Here is a 24,824-nt window from a genome sequence, read left to right on the forward strand (position 1 = left end):
CAGTATCAACACTATTATTTTTATATAAAGTATGGAGCGAAATCTAATTTCACTCCATATTTTTTATTCTTCCTTTTATTCAAAGGCTACTTCACAATATATGCCTTTTTAACCCTATCCTCTTTTCCCTTTACTTCAAGTGATGGGAATCTCTTTAATTCAACTTAGATACAAATACAGTCTAGACTTAATTTAATAGTATCGTTTTTAAAATAATAATACCCTCAATCTGTTTACATGAATCTAAATTTTGTAGATCATTTACTTACGAAAAAGTCTTTACAGCGACTTGAAATTTAGTTACTATTTCAGTAGTAACTAAATATAGAGGTGCAAACATGGCATTTGAATTAGATTTAAATTTAGTAATCTTATTAATATCTTTCGGATTTCTAGCTGCATTTGTAGACGCAGTTGTTGGAGGGGGTGGCTTAATTGCCTTGCCTGCCCTCATGTTTGCTGGTTTAAATCCGGCTGCAGCAGTTGCGACCAATAAACTTGCCGGTACAATGGGCGCTTTAACATCAACTATTTCCTTTTATCGTTCTGGACAGCTAGAAATCCGTCCCGTACTCAAATACTTTCCACTAGCTTTTGTCGGATCGCTACTTGGGGCATGGACAGTTCATTTAATCAATCCTGAATTATTAAAACCACTCATGCTCATCATGCTTGCTGCTGTTGCAATCTATACAATCTTTAAAAAAGATTGGGGCTCTGTATCTGCAGTTAAACATTTATCACATACTCATTTATTTTTATTTATGATTTTGTTATTTAGCATTGGATTTTATGATGGGTTTCTTGGTCCTGGAACTGGCTCTTTTTTAATCTTTAGCTTTTTACTCATCGGGTTTGATTTTTTAAAAGCGGCGGGAAATGCAAAGTTTTTAAATTTAGCAAGTAATGTTGCAGGTCTTTTGATGTTCGCCTACTTAGGGCACATTCATTATGTTTATGGATTATTGATGGGCGTAGCTCAAATTGGTGGTGCAATGGTAGGCTCGCGCGTAGCGATAAAAAAAGGGAGCGGCTTTGTACGTGTGCTGTTTATTATCGTAACGATTACATTGCTAACTAAAAATGCTTATGATTACATAATAGTTCATTAAAAAAACGCTGTAGATATGTTATCTACGGCGTTTTTGCATGTCAACAAACTTTCGGGGCGTTCTCCCCTTCATTTCGAAGGTTCTTTCCGTCGCTCCAGTGGTTCTTTCCGTCAGTTCGGAGATTCTTTCCGTCGCTCCAGGGGCTATCCGTCATTTCAGAGGTTCTATCCATCATTTCAAAGGTTCTATCCACAACTTTGGACGGTCTATCCATCATTTCGAAGGTTCTATCCGTCACTTCAATGATTCTTTCCGTCAGTTCGGAGATTCTTTCCCTCGCTTCAGGGGCTATCCGTCATTTCAGAGGTTCTATCCATCATTTCAAAGGTTCTATCCACAACTTTGGACGGTCTATCCATCATTTCGAAGGTTCTATCCGTCACTTCAATGATTCTTTCCGTCACTTCAATGGTTCTTTCCGTCACTTGAAAGGTTTCATCCGTCGCTCCAGTGGTTCTTTCCGTCATTCCGGAGATTCTTTCCGTCGCTCCAGGGGCTATCCATCATTTCAAAGGTTCTATCCACAACTTTGGACGGTCTATCCATCATTTCGAAGGTTCTATCCACGACTTTGAACGTTCTATTCATCTCCAATAGAAAACGCCGTAGATATTCTATCTCTACGACGTTTTCTTAGTTAAATAAATAGCTTTTCATCTTTAAATTTATGACTAGTTAATAAGCTAACTAAAACAAATATGAATAAAGAAGCGACAATTGGAATTGTTACGGTATGCATACCAAAGACGGATGGGTAAAAACGATCAATAATAATATATAAGGTCATACCCGAAATCATCGACGCAATTGCACCATATTTATTGGCCTTTTTCCAGTATAGTCCTAATACAACGGACCAAATAAAGACAGCCTCAAGTCCACCGAAAGCAAATAAATTCAGCCATACTAATAAATCTGGTGGATTTAGTGCAAAAACGACAACGGCTAAACCAATAACTGTTGTGACAATAAAACTTGCACGCTTAATTTCCGTATCGTTTGCTGTCGGCTTAATATAATTTAAGTAAATATCTTTTACTACAGTGGAGCTTACAAGCATCAGTAGCGCGTTGACGGTAGACATTGTAGCTGCCATCGGTGCTGCTAAGACAATGCCCGCTAAAAACGGCGGTAAAACCTCCAATGTCAGCAGTGGCATAACTTTATCACCAATTTCTATGCCCGGTAAAACTGGTCGCGCAAATACACCAATTAAATGCATCCCAAACATAATTGTCCCTATGGCAATAGTGCCAATGATAATGGCTAAATGCATACTTTTTGAATCTTTATAGCTCATGGCACGAACTGCAATTTGTGGAAGGCCTACAACGCCAACCCCTATTAAAATCCAAAATGTAGAAACGTATAATGGCGTTAATTCACCTTCTGCTCCAAAAGGAGACACAAGATTTGGATTTTCCGCAACAAGGGAGGCCATAATATTATCGATTCCCCCACCAGCAATGATTGTCCCAATTAATAAAATAATTGTTCCAATGACCATAATCGAGCCTTGTACTGTATCCGTTAATGCAACAGCACGGAAGCCCCCAATGATAACATAAACTAATACGGAAATGGCAAAAATAAAGAGTGCAGTTGTGTAGTTTAAGCCAGTTAATGATTCGATTAGACGAGCACCACCTACCCATTGTGCCATCATCGCTGAAAATAAAAAGATGATAATACTAATGGCTGATAGAATAACAATGACATGACTCTTATAACGTTCTCGTAAAAAATCAATTAATGTGATGGCTTGATAACGTCTTGCGATAATAGCAAATTTCTTCCCTAAAATCATTAAAACAAAATAACCTGCAGGAAGCTGCGCCATCGCCAACAATACCCAGCCAAGCCCTTTCGTGTAAGCAACACCTGGACCACCAATAAAGCTACTTGCACTACCGTACGTGGCAATCATGGTCATGGCCAAAATGAAGCCACCCATTTCACGACCACCTAGAAAGTACTCCTGTAAAAATGAATTGGAAGCGCGTATATGCTTATTTGACCAGATACCAATACCAAAGATGATGACTAAAAATAATAACAGTGGAAAAATAACTTGCCAATGCATTATTGATCCACCTCCTCATCGTCAAATGGTACCTCTTTGAAAAAGAGTTTCATGACAACCCAGATTAAAATAATCATGAAGCCTGTCCCTGCGATACAGCTATAGAAAAACCATGCAGGGAAACCGAATACATACGTATAGTTTGTCGGATCACCAGAGCCTAGTCCGTAAGCAAAGCCAAACCAAATGGCAAAGTTGACAATGACAAGTCCGATGCCGATAAGCGCCTCTCGATGCGCAATTTTAAAGCGTTGATCTTTCAAAATAAAATCCCCCTAACCTACACTATTTTACTTGTATGTTCGTATTATGGGAACCTTTATGAAAAAAATAAATGACAGTTAGCAAATAAATATCTCTCCTTATCCTACTACGCATCTTAAATATAAAAAACGCCTGGAAATCCAAGCGTTTTTTAGACATTTTTAATATTGGAATTTTTTTAGTAAGCCTTGAAGCTCGTGTGCTTGTTGTGCCATCTCTTTGGCTGAAGACGCCATATTATCTATGAAAGCTAATTGCTCCTTCGCTGTTAACGTAACATGCTCCGTATTTTCAGTTGCCTTGCTTGCAATGCGTGCCATTGCTTCTGTTGAGGCAGTTACTTCTTCAACACCCGCGGACATTTGCTCTGTTACAGTAGAGACGTCATGTAACTGTGTACTAACTCTCTTAATCGACTGCATGATTTTGTGGAAGACCTGCTTTGTCTCATCAACAATATTCCTACCTGCTGCTGTTTCTTTCGAGTTACTCGAAATGGCCGTAATAACATTCGCCGTATTATGTTGAATAGAATGAATAAGTGATGCTATTTGATCTGCAGATTCCTTTGATTGTTCTGCTAATTTACGAACCTCATTTGCAACGACAGCAAAGCCTTTTCCTTGTTCACCAGCACGAGCCGCTTCTATAGCAGCGTTTAAAGCAAGTAAATTCGTTTGATCGGCGATACTTGTAAACTACCTGATATAGCAATAATAGCTCCTATGAATAACACTATGAGCAACTTGCCAATAAATGCAAAAATAATAGCATTCATCTCGTCTATAGGTTCACCGACAAACCACATCCCAATAATGTCTCCATTTGCATCTTTAATTGGTGCATAGAGTGTTAAGTATTTTGTTCCTACTACATCGGCTTCACCTATGAAAGTTTCCCCTTTATTCATCACATTTTCAACGACATTTGAATCTGCCTCTTTACCAACTAAACGTTCCCCATTTAGCTGTAAATTGGTAATAAGCCCTTTCGACCTTGGAAAATAGTTACACCACCTTCGATGCTTTCTCCTACCTCATCAACAAAGGCCTTCTGGTCAACTATTTTCGTATTCCCTTTGTATAGTTCCCCGTCTTTTATCGCCCAATCTCCCTTAAATCGTTCCTCTAGTAACATATAACCAACCTTCGAAACATAGGTTATACTCTGCTCGAAATTGTTATGCATAATTTGTTTCACTTGCATATAAGAGACAATTCCAATCATCATGCTTAAAAATATGATGACTCCCACTAAAAGCAAATTAAATTTTGTACTAATTTTAAAAGTGCGCAAAAAACCCCTCTCTCCTTTTTCATATTTTCCAGGAATATTATGTATAAAATGTAAACCAATTTTATTAAACATGATTCTGACTATAGTTTCAACACTTTATCAATAAATTACTATTATTAATCGATATGGACTGTTAGTGGTAAAAATGCAGCAATAAGGGAGAGGGTTTTTTCAATATTTGAAGCAATGAGGAAAATGACTCTTGGTCAGGAAATAGCTAAAATAACCGGTTTAAAACTTTTCCGTAGCCTTCGACGATATATTTAGTTCTTCATTTGTATGTTCTTCAACTTTAAAAGAAGTAATATGTTTTCTTATGAAAGCTCCCGATACTCTATTTAGTTAGATAAATAACGTTCATCAATCGCTTGAACAGCTAGTTTCAACGCTTTCATTCTTCTTTCTAAAAGCGTTTTTTGGGGACTACCAACCTTTGACTTACTATATATGTTCTCAATTGATGGAAATAAACCAGTAAGAACTTGGCGAGCTTCTACTAAATCTTCCTGGGTATAATGATGGGGGCTTTGATTCCAAACGTATTCTAACATTGCTAAGCCAATGCAAACAGCTTTAAGTCGCTTCTTTACCAAGGTAGTATTTGCACCTTTCTGAGTCATTTGGGACAAAGCGTTTTCGAGTTTTCTAATTGTCGATTGTAAAGATTTTATTGATTCCAATTTTTCTACATTTGATACGTTTTCCATAGTAGCACTACCTTTTCTTCGTTTCCGAATTTTATTCCTTGATACTAGATAAAAACATTAAGAACCTGATTTCACTCGCAATATTTTAACATAAATACAAAAAGGATTCTCAAAGGATGAATCTAGGAAGAAGTTGCCTTGAGCATTAAGGAAGCATTTCATTTATAAAAGCGAAAAACGCCTGGAGACCCAAGCGTTTTTACTCAAGAAGATGCTTTCGCATACATTTGTAATGCTTTTTTATCAATTTTCCCGACACTTGTTTTTGGCAATTCGTCGATGAAAATAATCTTTTTTGGAATTTTGTAGCGACCTAGATGCTTACCACAGATTTCTTTAATTTCCTCTATTATCGAATCTCCCTGATCCTTGCAAGCAATAATTGCCGTCACGATTTCTCCCCAATAATCATCAGCCACTCCAATCACTGCAACTTCTTGCACTTGCTGATGGCGCAAAATACATTGTTCTACTTCTTGAGGATAAACGTTCTCACCACCAGAAATAATCATCTCCTTACTGCGACCGACAATATAAAAATCGCCATCCTCATCCATCATGGCTAAATCACCCGTTTTTAACCAACCATCATGCATGATTTTTTCAGTTTCCTGCTGATTATTCCAGTAAAAGCGAAACATATGCTTTCCTCTGACCAATAGCTCTCCCACTTCATTTGGCGCACAGCTTTCTCCTGCACTATTGATAATTTTAGCTTCATTGAATTGCATGCTCTTCCCCACAGCACCTTTTTTCAAATAAGCATCTTCCCGAGAAATATAAAAATTATTTGGACCTGCTTCCGTTAAGCCGTAGCCCTCTTTAAAAAATAGCCCTTTTTTATAAAATTCATCATAAATCGGATACGGACATGGTGCCCCTCCTGATAAAAATACTTTCACGGAAGGAAAATTACTCTCCTTAAAGTAATCCGTCGCAATCATCGCTTGGTACATCGTTGGCACAAAAAGCGAAATCGTCGCCTTATACTGATTAGTTGCTTTAAGTGCGGTTTCTGCGTCGAACTTATCACCAATAACAACCGTACCTCCAGCCATTAGCAGCGGAATACATAGGGCATTCAAACCTCCAGTATGAAACAACGGCATATAATTTAACGTGCAATCAGTATCATTTAAGCCCCAGCTAATAATTGTATTGATGGCATTCCAATTAATAGAATTAAAGGAAAGGACAACTCCCTTTGCCTTGCCAGTTGTGCCCCCTGTATAAATCATAAACCAAGGATCATTAAGGTCTACTTCTTTAATGTTGAGCGCACCTACTTCATTAGCTAAACGAAGGGGATGCATGTTTTCTAAAAATAAAGGGCAATTCATTTCATCATCGTAAAGCAGTAAGGAAGGCGTAGCATCCGTTAAAATATCATTTAATTCCTTCGTACTCATACGCCAATTTAATGGTACGTAGATAAGACCTCGTAATCCGCAGGCGAATACGATCGCTAAAAGCTGGATGTGATTTTTCGAAAATACAGTTACACGACTCCCTGCCTGTAAATTTTGACGCTCAAAAAAACAACTCCATTTTGTAATTTCCTCTGTTAATTGCTGATAAGTCCACTGTTCCTGTGTTTCTAAATTCACCAATGCTATACGCTTAGGTGTTAACGATGCTCGTTTTAAAATCCAGGCTTGCTCTACAAACATCTTGAAAGCCTCCTTATCACATCATAATTGCTCCATCCACATGAAGCGTGTGACCGTGGACATAGGATGCCTCATCAGATGCTAAAAATAAATAAGCGTTGGCAATATCTCTAGGTGTGCCTAATCTTTGCAGTGGCACGATAGAGCGCATTTGTGCCAGCACATTTTCTGGCATTTTTTTCACCATGTCTGTTTCTGTAAAGCCAGGTGCCACTGCATTAACGTTGATGCCCTTACGCCCTAATTCCTTCGCCCATGTTTTGGTCATGCCGACGATAGCAGCCTTTGTGGCAGCGTAATTCGTTTGACCAACATTTCCATAGACACCACTGACAGAAGAAGTATTAATAATTTTGCCCCCGCCGGCAGCCACCATATGTGGAATTACCTCTTGTGTACAATGAAACACGCCAGTCAAATTAACATCAAGCACTTGTTGAAACTGATCTTCTGTCATTTTTGTTAGCATCGCGTCACGTGTAATACCTGCATTGTTTATTAAAATATCGATTCGGCCTTCTCGCTCTATAACCGTTGCCACTAGCTTCTTGACGCTCTCTCTATCCGCAACGTTTACTTGCACAAATAATGCCTGATCCCCTAATTGCTGTGTCGCTGAAACGCCAGCTTCTTCATTAAAATCTGCAATGACAACGAATGCCCCCTCTTCTATAAATCGTTCAGCAGCAGCATAACCAATCCCATTCGCAGCTCCTGTAATAATGGCAACCTTATTGTTTAAACGCATAATTCTTTCCTCCAATTTCTAAAAAAGCTTCGATTTCAGATGTAAGCTGTGGTAAATCATCTATTAATGGGGAGTGACCGCAGCCTTTTAAGCTGACAAACTGTACATTAGTACCTAAATCGAGCATTGTTTCATCATTCATTTCTTCCGTTATGACATAATCGCGATCCCCTCTTAACACTAAGACCGGAATGGTAATCTGTTGTACCTCTTGAGTTCCTTTTGCGACCTCATTATCAACTGCACTAATATTAAAGCCGTTTAATGCATGATAAACTTCAGCTAAATTTCTTTGCGTCAGCATATCCTCCACATATTCCTGATAGTGTTCCGCGCTAGGTTGCTGATGTGTGTAAATAAGTGCGTTCCAAATCGACTGTAAGCCTTGCACATTTTTCGAATCATAGAAACCTTGTACTAATTTTGTTTTAGATGTATCAACGAGCACCTCTTCATAGGTAAATGCTCTCTTCAATGATGTTTGATGGCCAGTACCTGAATCTGTGTAAAATGGATAGCCTCTCGTAGATGCAGTTGCTAGTAAAATAAGCTGCTGACAATAGCCTGGATAATTTGCGACAAACTGCATACATACTGCTCCGCCCGTTGACCAGCCAATCATGTCAAAGTGTTGCAATTCAATGGCATCCACAAATAGCTTTACATCATCGCTAAAATCTTTTATCGCAGAAATTGGTTTATGATAAGATGAACTACCAAATCCTCGTAAATCCATCGCGTAAATTGTATATTTCTCATCCAATGAATCTATTAAAACATCCCAATGCTTAGAGGATGTCATATTGCCATGAATAAGTAATAAAACATGTTCGCCCCCTTGACGTTTACGATATGCAATCGTTTCTCCATTTGATAGTTGAACCGTTTTTAACATCGCATTGCCCCCTTATCCCCATCGAATTGTCATAGCTCCCCATACATAACCAATACCAGCACTCACAAGTGTGATGATGTCCCCAGCGTGAATACGACCTTCTTCTAGCGCCAGCTGCAATGATAATATTTGATCAATCTGTCCGATATGACCATACTCCTGTAAATAGATGGACTGCTCCTGCTTTAGACCAAGTTCAGATAAAATATAATCATGAGCAGATCTTTTCATATGAAGCATCGCTAAATAGCTTATATTTCCCTCGTTCAATCCACTTTTCGCTAAAGATGTTCGAATGACCTTCAAAAAATTGCTTAAAGATTTTTGTTCTAAACGTTCCTTCATCCCTATTGGGTCAATGACATCAAGTTGATATAAATTATTCTCTAAATCAAAAGACGTCAACGGTTTCTTAGTACCACCAACGGGCACGACAACATCTTCCGAGAACGAGCCATCCGTCATAATAGCTGCCTCTAATAAATGATTTTTGTCATAGTTCTTTTGTAAAAGGATGGCGCCTCCACCAGCCGCTAAATTATACATAAACCGTGTTCTCGGATTGCTATAGTCGATAAAATCAACATTTCGATAGCCACCTGCTAATAGAATGGTTTGAATAGAATCGTCTGATGCCATTAAACTTTTTGCTAGTTTAAGAGCCATAATCGTCGTGCCACATCTTAATTGCACATCAAATGCCCAAGCATTGACGGCCCCAAGCTCCTCCTGCATCTTGATAGAGGCCGTCCACAGAGGATACTCCTTATGCTCCTCTCCCATATAAATAACAACATCAATGTCCTTCGGCTCGATATTAGCCTTGCGTATTGCCTCCTGAGCTGCCCACACACCCATTTGCACTGTATGATCATGCTCACCCGGAATAGGCTTTTCATGGATGCCCATTTTTTGTCGAATAATATCTTCTGGAATAGTAGAACGGGCTGCTATTTCTTTAGATGTCATTTTTGTTTGTGGAATATAAATTCCGGTACTTACAATACCTACAGTCATTCAAATCGCTCCTTTTCCTGCGGCTGGGCAACTGATGTTTTGTCTTTTTCCTTTAGCTTTAATCGCCATTTCCAATACATCATGCGCAGTGACCCAATAATTCCTTTCGGGAAAAAGATAACAGCTAAAATATATAGAATCCCAAAGAAAATAATCCAACGCTCAAATATTGGATAATCACGGGCTAACCCTGAGAGTGTATGTTGTGCATATTCAATTACAGCCGCTCCGAGCAATGGTCCAACCAATGTGCCAACACCACCAATAATTGTCATTAGCAATGCATCTAATGTGATATCCATTGTCATCACACTCGTATTAACGAAGCGAAGTGATATAGCATATAAGGCGCCCGCTAAGCTGGCAACGGTACCTGCAACAACGGATGCAATCACTTTATAATGCAAGGTGTTGTAGCCTAATGATTTTGTGCGTTGTTCGTTTTCTCGAACAGCGATTAAAATCCGCCCTGTTGGTGAGTTAACGAAGCGATATAGTGCGATAAAAATAAAGACTAAGCATGCTAATACAAAGAAATAAAACGTTATTCTGTCTCTAAATATGTCTGGTGCTCTAAATGTAAAGCCATCATTTCCGTATGTGATAGAGCGCCATTTTTCCGCCACTACTAAAAATAGTCCCGAAAAGGCTAGCGTCAACATTGCAAAGAAATGACTTTTTAACCGAAGTGTTAGTAACCCCACTAAGAAGCTAATGAACCCTGCGATCAATATGCCGACAACGATTGACAATAGAAAGATCGACAGCGTGTTATCCATTTGTTTCAGCATGACAGATGTTGTGTACGCTCCTATACCAAAAAACATGGCGTGACCAAATGACACAATGCCTGTGTAGCCTAATAGAATGTCATAACTCATCGCTAAAATGCCGAAAATAAAAATCTGTGTTAATAAAATCATGAGTGTTCTTGAATCATTGACGAAAGGAAGGAGCACTAAAATGGCCAGCATGAGGAAAAAGCCTACATACTTTAATGACAGCTTATTTTTCATGTGGATCGCTCCTTTCGCATTGCAAATAAGCCTTGTGGTCGGAAAATTAAGACGATAGCCATTAAAATCATATTGACCGCAAGCGATAATACGGGAACATAATAAGCCATAAAGCTACCTGCTAAACCGACTAATATTGCCGCAAGTAGAGAGCCCGAAAAGCTACCCATTCCTCCAATAACGACAACGATAAAGCCCAAAATCGCATATTCCATGCCCATTTCTGCATAGATAACACCAGAATACGGAGCCATTAACATGCCGCTAAGTGCCGCTAATGATGCACCAACCATGAAGACATATAAAAATACTCTTTTTATATGAATCCCGAGTGCCTGTGCCATTTCTTTATCCTGTACACCGGCCCGAACGATTAGCCCAATCTTTGTGCGCTTCAACATGTACTGGAAAATACCGAAAATCACAAAACCTACAACAATAATAAATAATCGATATTTAATGATAATAACGTCTCCAATTTCCCAACTACCTGCTAAATAACTTGGCGTTTTCACTGCCACACCATTAGGTCCAAAGACAACTTTAATCATCTCCTGTAACACAAGCATGAGCCCTAAAGTAATTAAAATTTGTTGAATATGATTGCCATAAACAGGGGTAATAATTAATTTCTCTGTAATAAGTCCTAAAAGTGCACCTGTGACAACGGCCCCTATAATGCCGATTAAAAAGCTCTCTGTGAACATATACGTAAATATTCCAGCATAAGCCCCCCAGACAAATAATCCACCATGTGCAAAGTTCAAAACATCCATTAATCCAAAAATTAACGTAAGACCGGCTGCCAATAAAAAAATTAACATGCCCGTCGCTAGGCCATTAACGACTAAATTTACGAATAGCTCCAATGAAGTACACCACCCTTATCCTATTCCTAGGTATTTTCTTTTTAGTTCTTCATTATGGATAAGATCCTGCATTTTACCTGAGTGAACCGTTCTCCCATCATCAATCAATGTGTACGTATCGCCAATTCGACTCGCCATAATAAAGTTTTGCTCAACAAGGACAATGGACGTTTGTTTCTTCATTTCAACAATAGCCTCCATTACTTTCTCCACCACTATTGGCGCCAGTCCTTTTGAAGGCTCATCAATCAAAATTAACTTACTATCATTTATAAATGCTCTTGCCATGGACAGCATTTGCTTTTGACCACCTGAAAGATGTCCACCAGCCTTTTTCCAAAATTTCTTTAAATCTGGAAACAGCTCTAGCACATAATTTTGTCGCTCTAAGGTAACCGCATCCTCTTTACGCATCGCCACTTTCATATTTTCCTCAACGGTTAAATCTGCAAAGATTCCTTGGTTTTCAGGCACATAACCTATACCTAATTTTGCCACTTTATAAGTCGGGCTTTTTTTAATAGAGTGTGAGTGGAAGTTTACCTCTCCCTTTGAGGCAGGCGTTAATCCCATAATCGTTTTTAAAGTAGTCGTTTTCCCTGCGCCATTCCTTCCAAGAAGTACGCTTACCTGCCCCTCCTTTGCCTCAAAATTGACTCCCTGCAAAATATGGTATTGGCCGATATATGTGTGGACATCATTTAATTTCAGTAAGGTGTTCATCGTAAAGACCCCCTAAATATGCATTTTGTACGGTTTCGTTTTTCATGATGTCCTCCAGGGTTCCATCCGCAAGAAGCTGGCCATTAAACAACACCATAATCGAATCCGACAAATCTAGAATCATATCCATCTTGTGTTCAATAAGGAGAATGGTTTTATCCCCCTGTTTTTTTATCGTGCGAATGATCTCTAAAATCGTTGGTACTTCCTCTAAGGACATGCCGGCCGTTGGTTCATCAAGCAATAGGATTTCTGTATCCAGTGCTAATAACATCGCAATTTCAAGCTTTCTCTTTTCTCCATGAGACAGCATGGTTGTTAGGGCATCTCTTTTATTGTCGAGTAATACAAGCGTTAATAGCTCCTCTGCTTTTTCTGTAATCGCCTTATAGCTTTTATAATGGCGAAATAATTGGTAACGCACTTTCTCCTTAGATTGCACAGCCAAACGGACATTTTCTAAAACCGTCAAGTTCGGAAAAACATTGGTGATTTGAAACGATCGCCCTAGCCCCATACGAGTTCTTTCTATAGCCGATTTTTGCGCAAGTGATTGTCCTTTAAAATAGACATCCCCAGCAGACGGCATTAATTCCCCACTGATTAAATTAAAAAAGGTTGTTTTACCAGCACCATTCGGTCCGATAATTGATTTCAAATGCTTTTCTGGCATATTAAAATTCACATGGTCGACAGCTGTGTGTCCGCCAAAACGAATCGTTAAATTTTCTGTTCGTAAAATAGGCTCCATCATATTCTCCTTTCTAGCACTTCTATCACTCTTCATCCATTCTCATTGAGATTAGATGAAGAGAGACAGAATTTTCTCTGTCTCCACCTTCACTAATTCATAACTGGAGGTGCCGTTTCTTCAGGACTCAGCTCGCGAATTAGAACTGGTACCGGATAATCTACCCCCTCTTGCTTTTCAAGACGGATCGAATACATCGACTGTAATGCTTGGTGGTCTTCTTCTCGGAAAGTCATCTTGCCTTTTGGCGTTTCAAATGACATTCCTTCCATAATGCCAATCAGTTTTTTCGCATCTGCATCCCCCTCTGATTTTTTCAGAGCCTCTACAATAGAGATTGCAGCTGACATCCCTCCTGGTGTAAATAAATCAGGAACCTCATTAAAGCGTTTTTGATGTTCTTCTACTAGCCATTTATTCACATCATTTTGTGGTAACGTATGATAATAAACTGAGAAGCCTTCCATACCTATTAACGGATTCATAAATTTAAGTGCGATAATATCAGGTGCACCTGTAGAAATTTTAATACCCTTCTCTTGAATTTTTAGATCCGCGATTTGATTCCAAGGTGAGTTTGCTCCTGCCCATACAACAAATAAATAATCTGGTTTTGCATCAATTACTTTTTGCAAATTCGATGTAAAATCCGTTGCTGCAGGATCAGCATATTCCTCTAAGACAATTTCTGCGCCTAGTTTTTCCGCCGCTCTTTTAAATGCATTCACCCCGTCCCAACCAAAAGAATAATCCGGTGCGAAAGTGGCAATCTTAACACCCTTCCCAGCAATTGCCGCGGCAGCTGCATAGGCATCCTGAGAAGAATTTCGACCTGTACGGAAAATATATTCATTAAATTCTGCGCCCGTAATACTATCCGCTACCGCAGGCTCCACAACCATAATCTTTTCGTATTCTTCAGCTAATGGTAATACAGCGAGCGTATCACCTGAGCTAGAGGAACCTACTAAGAAATCCACCTTGTCATCTTCCAATAGCTTTGTCGCTTTTTGTACCGCAACCTCAGGCTTTGTTTCTGTATCTTCATAGACAACTTCAATTTTCTTACCGTTAACCTCCATCGTACCGCCAGTAGCATAATCAATCCCTAATTCAAAGCCACGCTGCGTTTGTTTTCCATACGACTCAAGAGCTCCCGTCAATGACGCCAGTACACCGATTTTAATAGTAGCCCCTTCCTCAGCAGTCCCCTTTGTATCATCCTCCGATGCCTTACCATCTGTAGAACTATCCTTCGACCCATCTGAATTACAAGCCACCATCAACATCGCCAACATCAATAAAAGCACAAATAACCAATGCTTCTTCATCCCATAACCCCTTTCATAATAAGTTAAAAAGAAAGCGCTTTCGTTGCTAAATCCACTATATAAAACTGTAGTTACAAATTAGTTACAAGATAGTTGGGTCAGTTTACTGAGTCAACTATCTCTGCAGCGAAAGTGAAGCTTTAGCGCAACGACAGCTGCAAAATCTTTTAATGAGCTGCCCTTAAGGGAGCTCATTTTTCTGCGACGAAAGTGCTGCGGTGCGCAACGGCAGTCGCAAGTGTTCTCCGTCACGAAAGTACAGCGGAGCGCATCGGATGGGACAAAAAGAAAAAATGTTAGACCGATTGAAATGTCTAACATTTTTTTGATTTAGGAAGGAACACTCTACTCATTGAAGCGAAAAAGTTATTATCTGTTTTCGCTATTTTTCAAAATAATCGAGTTCTGTCCCAGCCTCATTTTTCTGCGACGAAAGAGTGGTTTTTCCGGGGAGGAGGGTTTATCGAAACAGGTTTGAGATTTATCGAGAACTGTTGATTGTTTATCGACCAACTTTATCAATTTATCACCCAACTTTTGAAAAATATCGATATCTACCTTCATGTACGCTATCTGACCGCACTGATAGTTTGCGGTGCTTCACTTAATCAAAGGGATATTTCTAAAGTCATTTACTTTCCGCTTTTTCAGTAGCACCCTTTTATCATCAATTCCGGGGTTGAGAATTTTATCGTAATAAATTTGTGTTTTATCGGAACAATCTTGAGGTTTATCGGAACAATTTCAGGTTTTATCGGAATGTTTTATCAACTTATCGGAACATTTTAGAAAATACAGTATATCTGACCGCACTGAAGTTTGCGTCGCCTACATTTAATTTAACAATTTAGCAGGTATTGTATATTTCCTGTTGTTGTTTTTACTAGACACTTCAAACTTTTGATATGTTGATACACTAGCACTCTCAGATTGAAGCTGAACATCATGTACTAAATAATGCGCATCCCCAAAATAGATTTCTTGTCATTCCTGATCTACTTTGCGCTCACCAGTAAAACCCGCCCTTCTACAGTCTTCGTGCTTCCGGGATTATCCTCTATAAATTTCGTTCATGATGGGGCATAAAAAAAAGGACTCACCTAATTCAGTGAATCCTTTTAGCTTGGCATAAAGATTAAACATTATATCCCTCTACCCTATCTAACCATTCATGCATATGGCTATTAAATAGATCTGCTTGTTCAATTTGCAAATTATGTCCAGCCTTATCTAAAATTGTGAAGGCCGCTCTTGGGAACTTATCGATAATATCAAAAGCATCTTTATAACCAACCATAGAGTCCTGTTTGCCAAGCAAGAAAATGCTAGGTTTGTCAAAAATCATTTCGTCAACAGCAAAAGAAAAACCATAGCTTTTTTGGATTCTTTCTAAAAATTCCACATCCGCCATTTTCTGACCTGCTAACACTTCATTTGTGTATCGATGACAATTATTTTCATTTAAAACAACTAGATGTGAGCTCAAATCATCAAGTTCCTGTTTTGTCAATGTTGATAAAAATTCCTTATCTGCCGAGACAATACTTTGTTCTGCTACTGTTCGACTTGGTTTATCAGGAATAATCAATGGACAAATAAATGCAGCCCCTAATATTTGTTCATGAAACTCCCTCAGAATCCCTCGCACTAAATATCCACCATAAGATTCCCCCACCAATAGATAACGTTCATTTGGGATTAAAGAGTGTATTAGTTCTACTACGGCCACTAGCATTTCATCCGAGTTATTGATTGTTTCATAGTCTGTTGTCTTGCCCATCCCCGGAAGATCAATATAAATTCGCTTCCAGCCTTCTCTTTCTACAAAAACAGGCTCCATACAACCCTTCATTAATCTATGATCAGGCGAATAGCCGTGAAGCATCACGATTGGTGTTCCAGTCCCAATGATTTCATAGTAAATATTCGCCTTCCTTACCTTACAAAATGCCATAGTAGTTCCTCCAAATATTATTATAAAAAATGGTTCATCACCAAAACGTGTGGTTGATTTCCGTTCCGACTGGGCGCTTTGTTGCTGTCGCTTCGCTTTCGCACAGATAAAACATTTGCCGCTGACGCTTCGCTTTCGCGCAGAGCAGAGCGTCCGATGAGCCGCTTCACTCGCGTTGCTCGCTCCAGGGTCTCGGGCCTACACGATGTTGGTCACGAAGGCGTTATCACAGGACGTGATGCTCTTAGCCTTCGTTCCTCTATCGCTGATCCCCAAGGAGTCACCCAGCCTCCACTCCAATCAACTAATTTACATAGTATATGTTTTAACAAATGTCACCCACGACTTTCGGTGATGAGCCTAAAAAACGGTATTTACTCCAAATATACACTAACCCATAATTAAATCATAAACAACCATCGTCGATTCCATTGGTGTTGTATTTAACTCTTTTTTTAATAACCTTATACATTTTTCATACCATTTCAACGCAAGGGAACGGTTTTGTAATTGATAGTAACTATACATCAACAATCGATAGCCTTCTTCCCATAACGCATCCTCACGAAGCATTTTTTCTGCATATAAAATAGCTTGCTTATAATTCTGTTGCCTTGTCGCATTTTGCGCTAATCTCTCAAGTACTTCAATATATAACGATTGCAGCTTTTCACGATCCTGCATGAGCCAATCTAACTGCTTTTTTTCAGCATAGAGTGCATCGGTATAACTAATCTCAGCAAGATGCAGCCAGTCATTTGACAATTGTGGATCGAACTCCTCCATCCCTAATTCATAAAAATAGAGAAAACGTTCAACATCAATCTGCAAAAATTGAATATGCTGTAATTGATACATATTATTTTTTCGCTGAATAAAAAAGCTATCTTGACGAGCACTTCTAGTTGGCTCTAGAACCTTTAATAACGCATTCAATACCACTTTAAAATCCCGATCTAGTGAATCAACATTCCGCTCTGGCCATAAAGCCTGCGCAATCTCTTCCTTTGGCGTAAATCGATTGCGATGACAATATAAATAAACGAAGAGCTCCTTCGATTTATCGCGCTGCCATTCTTTATCCTCTAGCTTTCGATTCTTTCTGATTAAGTCTAAACTTCCTAAAAAATTTACTTGCACCTCTTCATGTGGATAAACGACACTTTCATCTACTTGAAAATAACGACACATTGCCGAAATAGCCGCATTTTCACCACCACTATTTCTACTAAATTGTAAAAGCTCATAAAAAATCATTCTATTAGGCGGACCGAGAATGGTTTTTCTTTGTAAAAAATAGTCATAGCCATTGGTGATACACAGTTGTGCAAATTGCTGAAAAGAAAGATTGAATTGTTGAACATCATTTTCTTTATAGGCAATCACAGATTGATAGAATAGTACATGCATCTCACCGTTCTGGTCGCCACAATTATGGAAAAGTCGCTGTGCTTTTATTAATAATTGCCCTGCTCGAGCAAATTCATGTTGAGAAAGAATGATTTTCACCTCAGCAATTAATATAAGGGCAGTCATCCATGCATCTTGTACTTGCTCCGTTTCCTGTAGACCAAGTGCTAAATATTTTTTAGCAGAGATCATATCTCCTTGTGCATGCTTGACAATTGCTAGCCCCATAAATGGTTCAGCCTTAACCCGAGAAATATTAATGGTATTCATCAATGTTAGGGCCTTCTCATAAGCGTTACAGGCTCCTTGATAGTCAGGAAAATCTACTAATAGTAAAGCATGTGCTTTGCGAATATAGCCAACCGCCTCAATAAAAATAGACTTTTCACGTTGCCCCCTACGAATCCCATGCTGAGCGGCATACCAAGCATCCTTGCCCAACCCTAATAGTGCATAGACAAATGACGCTAACAGCTCACTCTCTCTATGTGTCGCCACTAGCTGTGGTGGTAATTCCAATCTCTTCGCCAGCAAAGTTCTAGCTTCCAATAACTGCCCAGTTCTTAACAGTATTCGAACATCGACATTCGCTCTTTGCAGCACATCCTCCGTCAAGGCAACCTCCTCTGTAAATATATGTGCATGTTTTGCTTTCCCTAAATTAACTAAATTTTCTGCATATTGACGCTGTAATTCTAAAAGTTCCTCTTTATTTAACGGTGTATGATTCGCTAACTCTAATGCCTTTTTTAAATGCGGCTCTGCCAATGCTGGCTGGATTGTATCGAGATAAATATGCGCTAAACCTGCCTGTGCTTTTGTCATAAAGAGATAATCATTCTTACTTTTCGCGAACATTGCACAATTTTCATAGGATTGCTTCGCTTTTTCATAATACGCACGGTAGCGATGGCACTCACCTTCAAAATAATATATTTTGTAATATTCCGATTTTTCGGCAGCTGTAAATCGATTTATTTTTTCTAATAACCACTCAAATTGTCCAGCACGGACAAGACTTTCAGCATGATTTTGTAATAGCTCACCACAAAAGTTCTGATCATTCGTTTTAAATGCATGATGAAGAACAGCTTGTATATTGTTTTGCTCTACATAATACAATGCTGCTTGTTTATGTAATGCAATATACTGTAAAGCATGTTGTTGCCATTTCAACTCTAAAAATCGACTGAACAAGGCATGGAAACGATATAAACCATCTGTTGTTATAGTTTGAATAAATAAGTGCCGTTGTACAAATTGACTGAGCGCCTCCGCTATTTCAATACCATAAAATTGTGTAATAAACTCCTCTGAAAAAGTGGGGAAAATCGCCAACTTTAATAATGTCTCTTGCTCGAATGTAGACATCTTAAGATAAACTTCCTCCGATAAATAGGTGAAAAGATCATTTGTAGAGATATTTAACCAATGATCTAATGTCTCGTTGTTCCATTGCTCAGCTAATAAAGAAATACTAATTGCCCATCCCTCTGTAATTTCCAAAACCTTAGCAATTTCATCTTCTGTTAAACGCACAGCTACATAATCCTCAAAAAAAACAGCAATCTCCTCTGAAGAAAATGCTAATTCTGCTTCAGAAATAACGAGTAATTTTTTTTGCAGCTTTAATTTTCTTGTAATATCCCAATTTGGCAGTGTTCTAGACGCTATTATAAAATGTACATTCGGTGGTGAAAATTCAATAATTTTTTCCATCACATAATTAATATGAAATTCATGGTCAACGAGATGGTAGTCGTCAATGACGATTAAAATTGGCTCTTCAATTTCACATAAATTATTAACAAATAATTTATATAAGCGATTGAGTTCTTCTATTTTCGGAAAACGTGATAATAGATTCCATGCATCAAATCCTTGACCGAAACCCGGAACGACTCGTTTAATACTAAAAAACAAATGCCTTAAAAACGGCAAGATATTATCATCTTCTTCCGATACACTATACCAAGAAAATCTGCTAGCTTCAGTGTGTAGAAATTGTGTAAGGATGGTTGTTTTGCCATATCCAGCACCACTATGAATAAGTGTGCAAGAATGGTCTAGGCTTTTTTTTAATGTTCTCATTAATGTAGCTCTACTAATACAATGATTGGACGGCCGCGGTGGAATACATTTCGATTGGATAATAATGTCTGTGGTCATTTTGTGATAACCTCCCCATTCAACTGGTTATGTAAGGTTACAAATCTTCAAAGTTTAAAATTATGAGCCCATCACCATAACGTGGAATTGTTCCATTCAAAAATTACTTCTCGTAATCCTTAAACTCAGGCGTTTCCATTAGTCTTTGGAAAAAGATATCTTTGGCTTCCCTGTAAGCATCCATTGATTTGGCTTCGTATTCCTTCTTCAAATTATCATATGCATCTCGATATTTTTTATTTGCCAGTAAAACTTCTCTAAATTTCCAAAAGAAATCAAACTCAGAATCAATTACAGTTAATTGAACTCCTAAAGGAAGATTACTTGTATCATCCTTAAAGGCCCTAAATGTATCTGTTTTGACACTTTCATCATTTCTTTCATATAAAATTGATAGAAGTTCTATTGCTTTCGAAAATTGTTCAGCACTAACACGTACTTGGATGTCTAAATCACCTTTAGTAACACTATTAGGAATTGCCGAACTACCTACATGCTGGATATCAGCCGCTGGTAGTAATTCTGTTATTTTATTTTTGTGTATCAAAAAAGCTTTCTCAGCATTTTTATGAAATAGTTCACTATTAAAAAAATTTACTTTCTCCATATAAAACTCCCCCAAATCTCCCCTTTTTTACAAAGCAGCAACGTTACATGGCACAACCAAATTAGTAGATCTTACTAAATTAATTCTAGAAAGTGTAATATTTCCAATCGGTACTTTATCCTTTATTTTACCATCATAGCCTACTTTTACCCTATCGCCAATATGAAACATTCCATCTGGATTCATCGTTAGATTTACAATAATTATTCTTACTGCCTAGTGGATGACGGACGGTCCAGAAAAATCAGCACTTTAACCAATAACCAGGATTTAAAAGATTTTTTTCTTTAAGTTTTTAACTTTAATCAAAAGAACTTTGAAACGTAAACTTAGGACTTCCGACTTTTACCTTTGAGCTTTTAACTCAGTTTGTTTAACGTATCATTTGTTGTAGGCATGCTGGTATATCCAGTTTTAGAATCCTTTATTTCACTCCCAAAGTTGAGTGATTTACTTAAAATGAAAAATCCCGATTATCAAATAACATGATAATCGGGTAGAAATAGTTTACTATTATAAAAGTTCTTTACGTAATTCAGCAGCAGATTTTGGTGATAACAGACCGAATGGAATATCGAATACTGTTTTTGCACCTTTATCTCCAGCTTTGCTTAGACGATGCGCCGCACGAGCATAAGCAACTAGAACACTGGACGTGAAGTTTGGATTGCTATCAAGTTTTAATGAAAATTCAAGAATTTGTTTATCGTTAGCGCCGCTTTCGCCACTGCGAATAACGAAACCACCATGTGGCATACCTGTGTGATTCGCTTTAAATTCCTCTTCAGAAATAAAGTTAACCGTTGTGTTATATTCGTCGAAATAGTTTGGCATTGACACAATTTCTTGCTCAATTTTTGCTGCATCCGCACCTTCTTCAAGAACAACCCAGCATTCACGAGCATGTTTTTCACGTGTCGACAGCTCAGGATTTTCACCATTTCGAACGCGTTCTACAGCATCTTTAATTGGTAAAGTGTATTGTACAGCGTTTTTAACGCCCTCAATACGACGCACAGCATCTGAGTGACCTTGACTTAAGCCATCTCCCCAGAATGTATATGTTGTACCTACTGGTAAAACGGACTCACCAAGCAAACGATTTAATGAGAATAAACCTGGATCCCAACCAACAGAAATGACTGATACTTTACCAGATTTTTGTGCTGCTGCATCTACCGCTTCAAAAAATTCAGGAATTTTCGCATGTGTATCAAAGCTATCTATTGTATTAAACCATTGTGCAAAGTGTGGTCCTTGCTCTGGTAAATCTGTTGCAGAGCCACCACATAAAATCATTACATCAATGTCATCTTGGAATTTTTCAGCATCGTCCACTAAATATACGTTGGCATTACTTGCAACGTTTACAGTTGAAGGATCACGACGTGTAAATACCGCTACTAATTCCATATCTGGATTTTGTGAAATAGCATATTCTACTCCGCGCCCTAAATTTCCATACCCTACAATACCTACTCGAATTGCACTCATTAAAATTCCTCCTCACGATTACGTGACTATGTGAAGCCCTTCACGTTAAATCTACTTACAATAATACGTCGTGTTAGGAAAATTCACAATAGTTTGAGTACGTATTTTTGTCTAGTAAATTATGCAAATTTTCTATGATATCTATCCATTCATGACATGAATACGGTTACAACTTCTTACACCGGGTGTACAAACATCAGCTGAAATAAAGGAACTCAGTCTAAGAATGACCACGTCCTGTGGCAACGACTGAGTGACCAACATCATGCTGTCGCTACGTTAACACTGCGCTTTCGCACATAAAACATTTGCTGGCCTAAGCACAAAGCCGATTCCGGACGCTATTAGGCCTCGGCATAATTGATAAACTAACCTTTAAGTTTTCGTAAAAGCCTTGTAAATAAAGACTTTTCCCACCACATGTCTTGTACAATAAAACTAACGACAAAAGGGGGCATGATGAATGAAAAGTAATTGTTACTCACCAAGCACAACATTGAAACAAGGAGAATTACTTGCTTGTCCATTCCAAAATGCACAAAAATCTGCTAAAACTCATTGTACAAACATCGAAAATAAGGAAATGCGTAAAAGATTTTCAACCGATCAATACCAATGTATTGGGGTTATACCTTTTGGCGTTATGGAAGAAACCTTAGACACCTCCACACAAAAACAAAGAGTCCATGAAATAAACTTCTACCATAGCGGTAAGGAGATTGCACGCTGGTTAGTTAAAAAAAGTGAATACAATAAGCTTTAGTATTCCTCACTGAATTTCCTGTGCCAAGTGCGCAAGACGCTTCTCATTAATAATGTGATAGCCATTCTTTCTCTTCTCTAAAATTTTTTCGTCACAAAATTGTGCAAGTACATATAATAAATGTCGATAGGAAACCCCTAAATATTCACAGATTTCAGTATGCTTTTCCTTATAAATCCCTTGATCAGACGATAATTGGATAAATGCAGCTAGCCGATTTTCAAGTGGATATGCCTGATTTTGTGTATATTTAGAAGTCATAATTGTCGCCTTTTCCCCTAAAAACACACAGAGTTTACGTAAAAAGAGCACATCAGTAAGTAACTTTTCTTTACAGGCCTGAGAAATAGAAAGACAGATCGTTTCGGTCACGGTCTGAATCCCCTTTGTATATCTCGCTTCATTAAGCAACTCAATTTCACCCATAAAAAGCGGAGCCTCAAGATACTCAATAAGCGAAACTTTACCGTTTTTATGCGTCATATATAGTTTCGCTTTTCCTTCGATCATGTAGTACAGCGTATCTGGAAATGATCCTTCCTTAAAAATCCATTCGCCTTTTTCAAATTTACACACTTCCAGAAATGGATCAATATCAAAGGAGAAAAAATCATCAATTGGATATTTTTCTAGATAATAGGAACGTGCTTCAGCTGTCAGTATTTGCATTTATTACTCTCTCCTATAATAAAATGTGAGATATCTCACATTATTGTAGCGTTGAACGTGCTATTATTCAACATAGTTAATGGAGGTACGTAATAAATGAACAATCAACGATGGCTTTCTCAAAATTTCTTTGCATTTTTTATTACATGGGGTATTTTCTTACCTTATTGGACAGGTTGGCTTGTAGATGTTAAACACCTTACAGTATCACAGGCAAGTGTCGTGATGGGCTGTGGTCTTTTAGCACGAGCCATTTCAAATCTTTTTTTCTTCCCGACTCTTGCTAAATATGTGCATAATAAACGACTCAGTAGCATCCTAGCAATAGGTGCCCTAATTACAACTTTACTTTACATACCAAGCACAAACTTTATCTCGCTACTTATCGTTACCCTTTTATTTAACATTTTTTATCCAGCTTTGTTACCTGCTGTAGAAAGTAGTGCTGCAACACTAATCCAGCATGGACATGTACACTATGGTAAAAGTCGCTCATATGGCTCTATTGGTTTTGTCATTGCGGTATTAATTATTAGTATGCTAACTGGTGTATTTGGTCAGAACGTTATCTATTGGAGTTTGGTCATTAGCCTTCTTGGTATGCTGTTCATGCAACAATTGGCTACACCAAAAGAGTTACTTGTTGTCCCAACAAAAGAACAACGTGCAAAATCATTGTCGATGAAATCATTATGGAGTATTAAAGGCTTCCCAATTGTTTTAGTAATCGTGATCCTATTGCAGGGCGCACATGCTTCTTATTACAGCTACGGCTATATCTATTTAGGTGATCTCCATGTCGATCCATTCTATATGGGAATGATTATTAATATCGCCGTTATTTGCGAAATTTTATATTTTCTGAAGGCTGATACACTATTTAAAAAATGGCGCTCATCTTCTTTATTACTTTTAGCAGCATGTGGTTCCTCATTACGTTGGTTACTGATTTACCTGTTCCCTAATGTCTGGGTATTTATCGCTTCTCAAACCTTGCATGCGTTATCATTTGCACTCGCACATTTCGCTTTTATTGGCTATTTAACAAAAACATTGCCGAAGGAACAAATTCCAAATGCTCAAGGTCTTTACTCAGCATTAGCAATGGGATTAAGTACAGCGATCCTTACATTTTTAGGCGGCTATTTATACGAAATTTCGCCTGGACTATCATTTGGCGCAATGCTTATTTGTACGATTCCAGCAATCGTTATTTTACTTACTACTAGAAATAAATATCAATATTAAAAAACAAGCAGGTGAAGACATTGTACCT

Annotated in this window: 24 protein-coding genes and 1 pseudogene; 3 read left to right on the plus strand and 22 right to left on the minus strand. The window is 38.2% G+C overall.

Translation table 11 applies throughout. The features are described from left to right. Positions 1-338 precede the first annotated feature (338 nt). A complete protein-coding gene (locus BFJ97_RS09115) occupies positions 339-1,112 on the plus strand; it encodes a sulfite exporter TauE/SafE family protein (RefSeq protein ID WP_068984329.1) in 774 nt (257 codons plus the stop codon). A 281-nt stretch (positions 1,113-1,393) separates the two neighbouring features. On the opposite strand, the gene BFJ97_RS09125 is transcribed toward BFJ97_RS09115, so the two are convergent. The 21 genes and pseudogenes from BFJ97_RS09125 to BFJ97_RS09220 all read right to left on the minus strand — a co-directional run bounded on the left by BFJ97_RS09125 (position 1,394) and on the right by BFJ97_RS09220 (position 22,116). After that, positions 1,394-1,579: a hypothetical protein gene (locus BFJ97_RS09125; protein WP_068984331.1), complete on the minus strand. Its 186-nt coding sequence runs from the start codon at positions 1,577-1,579 to the stop codon at positions 1,394-1,396. Between the two features lie 170 nt (positions 1,580-1,749). After that, positions 1,750-3,195, minus strand: a complete 1,446-nt coding sequence (gene panF / locus BFJ97_RS09130) for a sodium/pantothenate symporter (RefSeq protein ID WP_068984332.1) — start codon at positions 3,193-3,195, stop codon at positions 1,750-1,752. Beyond that, positions 3,195-3,458 (minus strand): YhdT family protein, encoded by a 264-nt coding sequence (locus BFJ97_RS09135; protein WP_068984333.1) that lies wholly within the window; start codon positions 3,456-3,458, stop codon positions 3,195-3,197. Before BFJ97_RS09135 ends, panF begins: the two co-directional genes overlap by 1 nt. 306 nt (positions 3,459-3,764) lie before the next feature. Then, positions 3,765-4,154, minus strand: a pseudogene (locus BFJ97_RS23550) (methyl-accepting chemotaxis protein); the annotation flags it as partial. Then, entirely contained in the window at positions 4,118-4,441 is a 324-nt protein-coding gene (locus BFJ97_RS09145; protein WP_083226973.1) for a cache domain-containing protein, read from the minus strand. The gene BFJ97_RS09145 and the pseudogene BFJ97_RS23550, both read right to left, overlap by 37 nt. Continuing rightward, a complete protein-coding gene (locus BFJ97_RS09150; protein WP_068984336.1) occupies positions 4,423-4,755 on the minus strand; it encodes a hypothetical protein in 333 nt (110 codons plus the stop codon). The genes BFJ97_RS09145 and BFJ97_RS09150 overlap by 19 nt, the downstream gene beginning before the upstream one ends. A 338-nt stretch (positions 4,756-5,093) precedes the next feature. Beyond that, a complete protein-coding gene (locus tag BFJ97_RS09155) occupies positions 5,094-5,462 on the minus strand; it encodes a hypothetical protein (protein WP_068984337.1) in 369 nt (122 codons plus the stop codon). Positions 5,463-5,665: 203 nt separating this feature from the next. Beyond that, positions 5,666-7,132 (minus strand): class I adenylate-forming enzyme family protein, encoded by a 1,467-nt coding sequence (locus BFJ97_RS09160; RefSeq protein WP_068984338.1) that lies wholly within the window; start codon positions 7,130-7,132, stop codon positions 5,666-5,668. A gap of 16 nt (positions 7,133-7,148) precedes the next feature. Next, positions 7,149-7,880 (minus strand): 3-oxoacyl-ACP reductase FabG, encoded by a 732-nt coding sequence (gene fabG, locus BFJ97_RS09165; protein WP_068984339.1) that lies wholly within the window; start codon positions 7,878-7,880, stop codon positions 7,149-7,151. Beyond that, positions 7,864-8,775 carry an intracellular short-chain-length polyhydroxyalkanoate depolymerase gene (gene phaZ, locus BFJ97_RS09170; protein WP_068984340.1) on the minus strand — a complete coding sequence of 304 codons (912 nt, stop codon included), beginning with the start codon at positions 8,773-8,775 and terminating at the stop codon, positions 7,864-7,866. Before phaZ ends, fabG begins: the two co-directional genes overlap by 17 nt. Positions 8,776-8,787: 12 nt before the next feature. Further along, positions 8,788-9,792 carry a 3-oxoacyl-ACP synthase gene (locus tag BFJ97_RS09175; RefSeq protein WP_068984341.1) on the minus strand — a complete coding sequence of 335 codons (1,005 nt, stop codon included), beginning with the start codon at positions 9,790-9,792 and terminating at the stop codon, positions 8,788-8,790. Continuing rightward, positions 9,789-10,808 carry a branched-chain amino acid ABC transporter permease gene (locus tag BFJ97_RS09180; protein WP_068984342.1) on the minus strand — a complete coding sequence of 340 codons (1,020 nt, stop codon included), beginning with the start codon at positions 10,806-10,808 and terminating at the stop codon, positions 9,789-9,791. The genes BFJ97_RS09175 and BFJ97_RS09180 overlap by 4 nt, the downstream gene beginning before the upstream one ends. After that, positions 10,805-11,677 carry a branched-chain amino acid ABC transporter permease gene (locus tag BFJ97_RS09185; RefSeq protein WP_068984343.1) on the minus strand — a complete coding sequence of 291 codons (873 nt, stop codon included), beginning with the start codon at positions 11,675-11,677 and terminating at the stop codon, positions 10,805-10,807. Before BFJ97_RS09185 ends, BFJ97_RS09180 begins: the two co-directional genes overlap by 4 nt. Positions 11,678-11,692: 15 nt before the next feature. Continuing rightward, positions 11,693-12,400, minus strand: a complete 708-nt coding sequence (locus BFJ97_RS09190; RefSeq protein WP_068984344.1) for an ABC transporter ATP-binding protein — start codon at positions 12,398-12,400, stop codon at positions 11,693-11,695. Beyond that, positions 12,375-13,151, minus strand: coding sequence for an ABC transporter ATP-binding protein (locus BFJ97_RS09195; RefSeq protein ID WP_068984345.1), 777 nt, complete (start codon positions 13,149-13,151; stop codon positions 12,375-12,377). Before BFJ97_RS09195 ends, BFJ97_RS09190 begins: the two co-directional genes overlap by 26 nt. Positions 13,152-13,243: 92 nt before the next feature. Then, positions 13,244-14,482 carry a substrate-binding domain-containing protein gene (locus BFJ97_RS09200; RefSeq protein WP_068984346.1) on the minus strand — a complete coding sequence of 413 codons (1,239 nt, stop codon included), beginning with the start codon at positions 14,480-14,482 and terminating at the stop codon, positions 13,244-13,246. A 1,135-nt stretch (positions 14,483-15,617) separates the two neighbouring features. After that, positions 15,618-16,436 (minus strand): alpha/beta fold hydrolase, encoded by an 819-nt coding sequence (locus tag BFJ97_RS09205; protein WP_068984347.1) that lies wholly within the window; start codon positions 16,434-16,436, stop codon positions 15,618-15,620. A gap of 20 nt (positions 16,437-16,456) precedes the next feature. Beyond that, positions 16,457-16,606 carry a hypothetical protein gene (locus tag BFJ97_RS24645; RefSeq protein WP_175401722.1) on the minus strand — a complete coding sequence of 50 codons (150 nt, stop codon included), beginning with the start codon at positions 16,604-16,606 and terminating at the stop codon, positions 16,457-16,459. Positions 16,607-16,826: 220 nt separating this feature from the next. Then, entirely contained in the window at positions 16,827-20,015 is a 3,189-nt protein-coding gene (locus BFJ97_RS09210) for a BTAD domain-containing putative transcriptional regulator (RefSeq protein WP_068984348.1), read from the minus strand. A gap of 103 nt (positions 20,016-20,118) precedes the next feature. Then, positions 20,119-20,622 carry a GrpB family protein gene (locus tag BFJ97_RS09215; protein WP_068984349.1) on the minus strand — a complete coding sequence of 168 codons (504 nt, stop codon included), beginning with the start codon at positions 20,620-20,622 and terminating at the stop codon, positions 20,119-20,121. A gap of 513 nt (positions 20,623-21,135) precedes the next feature. Further along, a complete protein-coding gene (locus tag BFJ97_RS09220) occupies positions 21,136-22,116 on the minus strand; it encodes a diaminopimelate dehydrogenase (protein WP_068984350.1) in 981 nt (326 codons plus the stop codon). Between the two features lie 463 nt (positions 22,117-22,579). Between BFJ97_RS09220 and BFJ97_RS09225 the strand changes: the two genes are divergently transcribed. After that, the gene (locus tag BFJ97_RS09225; protein ID WP_068984351.1) at positions 22,580-22,879 is read left to right on the plus strand and encodes a hypothetical protein; all 300 of its coding nucleotides are present in this window, start codon (positions 22,580-22,582) and stop codon (positions 22,877-22,879) included. Between the two features lie 6 nt (positions 22,880-22,885). Here the strand turns inward: BFJ97_RS09225 and yeiL are convergent, their stop codons facing one another. Further along, positions 22,886-23,548 (minus strand): transcriptional regulator YeiL, encoded by a 663-nt coding sequence (yeiL, locus tag BFJ97_RS09230; protein ID WP_068984352.1) that lies wholly within the window; start codon positions 23,546-23,548, stop codon positions 22,886-22,888. 96 nt (positions 23,549-23,644) lie between these two features. On the opposite strand from yeiL, the gene BFJ97_RS09235 reads away from it, so the two are divergent. Continuing rightward, a complete protein-coding gene (locus BFJ97_RS09235; RefSeq protein ID WP_068984353.1) occupies positions 23,645-24,796 on the plus strand; it encodes an MFS transporter in 1,152 nt (383 codons plus the stop codon). Positions 24,797-24,824 lie beyond the last annotated feature (28 nt).

Origin of the sequence: Lysinibacillus xylanilyticus, assembly GCF_001708185.1 — a bacterium.
Taxonomy (GTDB): Bacteria; Bacillota; Bacilli; order Bacillales_A; family Planococcaceae; genus Lysinibacillus; species Lysinibacillus xylanilyticus_A.

What these genes read in the sequence shown, in the direction of transcription:
- fabG (WP_068984339.1), bottom strand. Translation starts at nt 7,880, where the DNA reads ATGCGTTTAAACAATAAGGTTGCCATTATTACAGGAGCTGCGAATGGG.
- phaZ (WP_068984340.1), bottom strand. Translation starts at nt 8,775, where the DNA reads ATGTTAAAAACGGTTCAACTATCAAATGGAGAAACGATTGCATATCGT.
- BFJ97_RS09160 (WP_068984338.1), bottom strand. Translation starts at nt 7,132, where the DNA reads ATGTTTGTAGAGCAAGCCTGGATTTTAAAACGAGCATCGTTAACACCT.
- BFJ97_RS09175 (WP_068984341.1), bottom strand. Translation starts at nt 9,792, where the DNA reads ATGACTGTAGGTATTGTAAGTACCGGAATTTATATTCCACAAACAAAA.
- BFJ97_RS09220 (WP_068984350.1), bottom strand. Translation starts at nt 22,116, where the DNA reads ATGAGTGCAATTCGAGTAGGTATTGTAGGGTATGGAAATTTAGGGCGC.
- BFJ97_RS09210 (WP_068984348.1), bottom strand. Translation starts at nt 20,015, where the DNA reads ATGACCACAGACATTATTATCCAATCGAAATGTATTCCACCGCGGCCG.
- BFJ97_RS09180 (WP_068984342.1), bottom strand. Translation starts at nt 10,808, where the DNA reads ATGAAAAATAAGCTGTCATTAAAGTATGTAGGCTTTTTCCTCATGCTG.
- BFJ97_RS09215 (WP_068984349.1), bottom strand. Translation starts at nt 20,622, where the DNA reads ATGGAGAAAGTAAATTTTTTTAATAGTGAACTATTTCATAAAAATGCT.
- BFJ97_RS09190 (WP_068984344.1), bottom strand. Translation starts at nt 12,400, where the DNA reads ATGAACACCTTACTGAAATTAAATGATGTCCACACATATATCGGCCAA.
- BFJ97_RS09225 (WP_068984351.1), top strand. Translation starts at nt 22,580, where the DNA reads ATGAAAAGTAATTGTTACTCACCAAGCACAACATTGAAACAAGGAGAA.
- BFJ97_RS09195 (WP_068984345.1), bottom strand. Translation starts at nt 13,151, where the DNA reads ATGGAGCCTATTTTACGAACAGAAAATTTAACGATTCGTTTTGGCGGA.
- yeiL (WP_068984352.1), bottom strand. Translation starts at nt 23,548, where the DNA reads ATGCAAATACTGACAGCTGAAGCACGTTCCTATTATCTAGAAAAATAT.
- panF (WP_068984332.1), bottom strand. Translation starts at nt 3,195, where the DNA reads ATGCATTGGCAAGTTATTTTTCCACTGTTATTATTTTTAGTCATCATC.
- BFJ97_RS09205 (WP_068984347.1), bottom strand. Translation starts at nt 16,436, where the DNA reads ATGGCATTTTGTAAGGTAAGGAAGGCGAATATTTACTATGAAATCATT.
- BFJ97_RS09200 (WP_068984346.1), bottom strand. Translation starts at nt 14,482, where the DNA reads ATGAAGAAGCATTGGTTATTTGTGCTTTTATTGATGTTGGCGATGTTG.
- BFJ97_RS09235 (WP_068984353.1), top strand. Translation starts at nt 23,645, where the DNA reads ATGAACAATCAACGATGGCTTTCTCAAAATTTCTTTGCATTTTTTATT.
- BFJ97_RS09115 (WP_068984329.1), top strand. Translation starts at nt 339, where the DNA reads ATGGCATTTGAATTAGATTTAAATTTAGTAATCTTATTAATATCTTTC.
- BFJ97_RS09155 (WP_068984337.1), bottom strand. Translation starts at nt 5,462, where the DNA reads ATGGAAAACGTATCAAATGTAGAAAAATTGGAATCAATAAAATCTTTA.
- BFJ97_RS09125 (WP_068984331.1), bottom strand. Translation starts at nt 1,579, where the DNA reads ATGACGGAAAGAACCACTGGAGCGACGGATGAAACCTTTCAAGTGACG.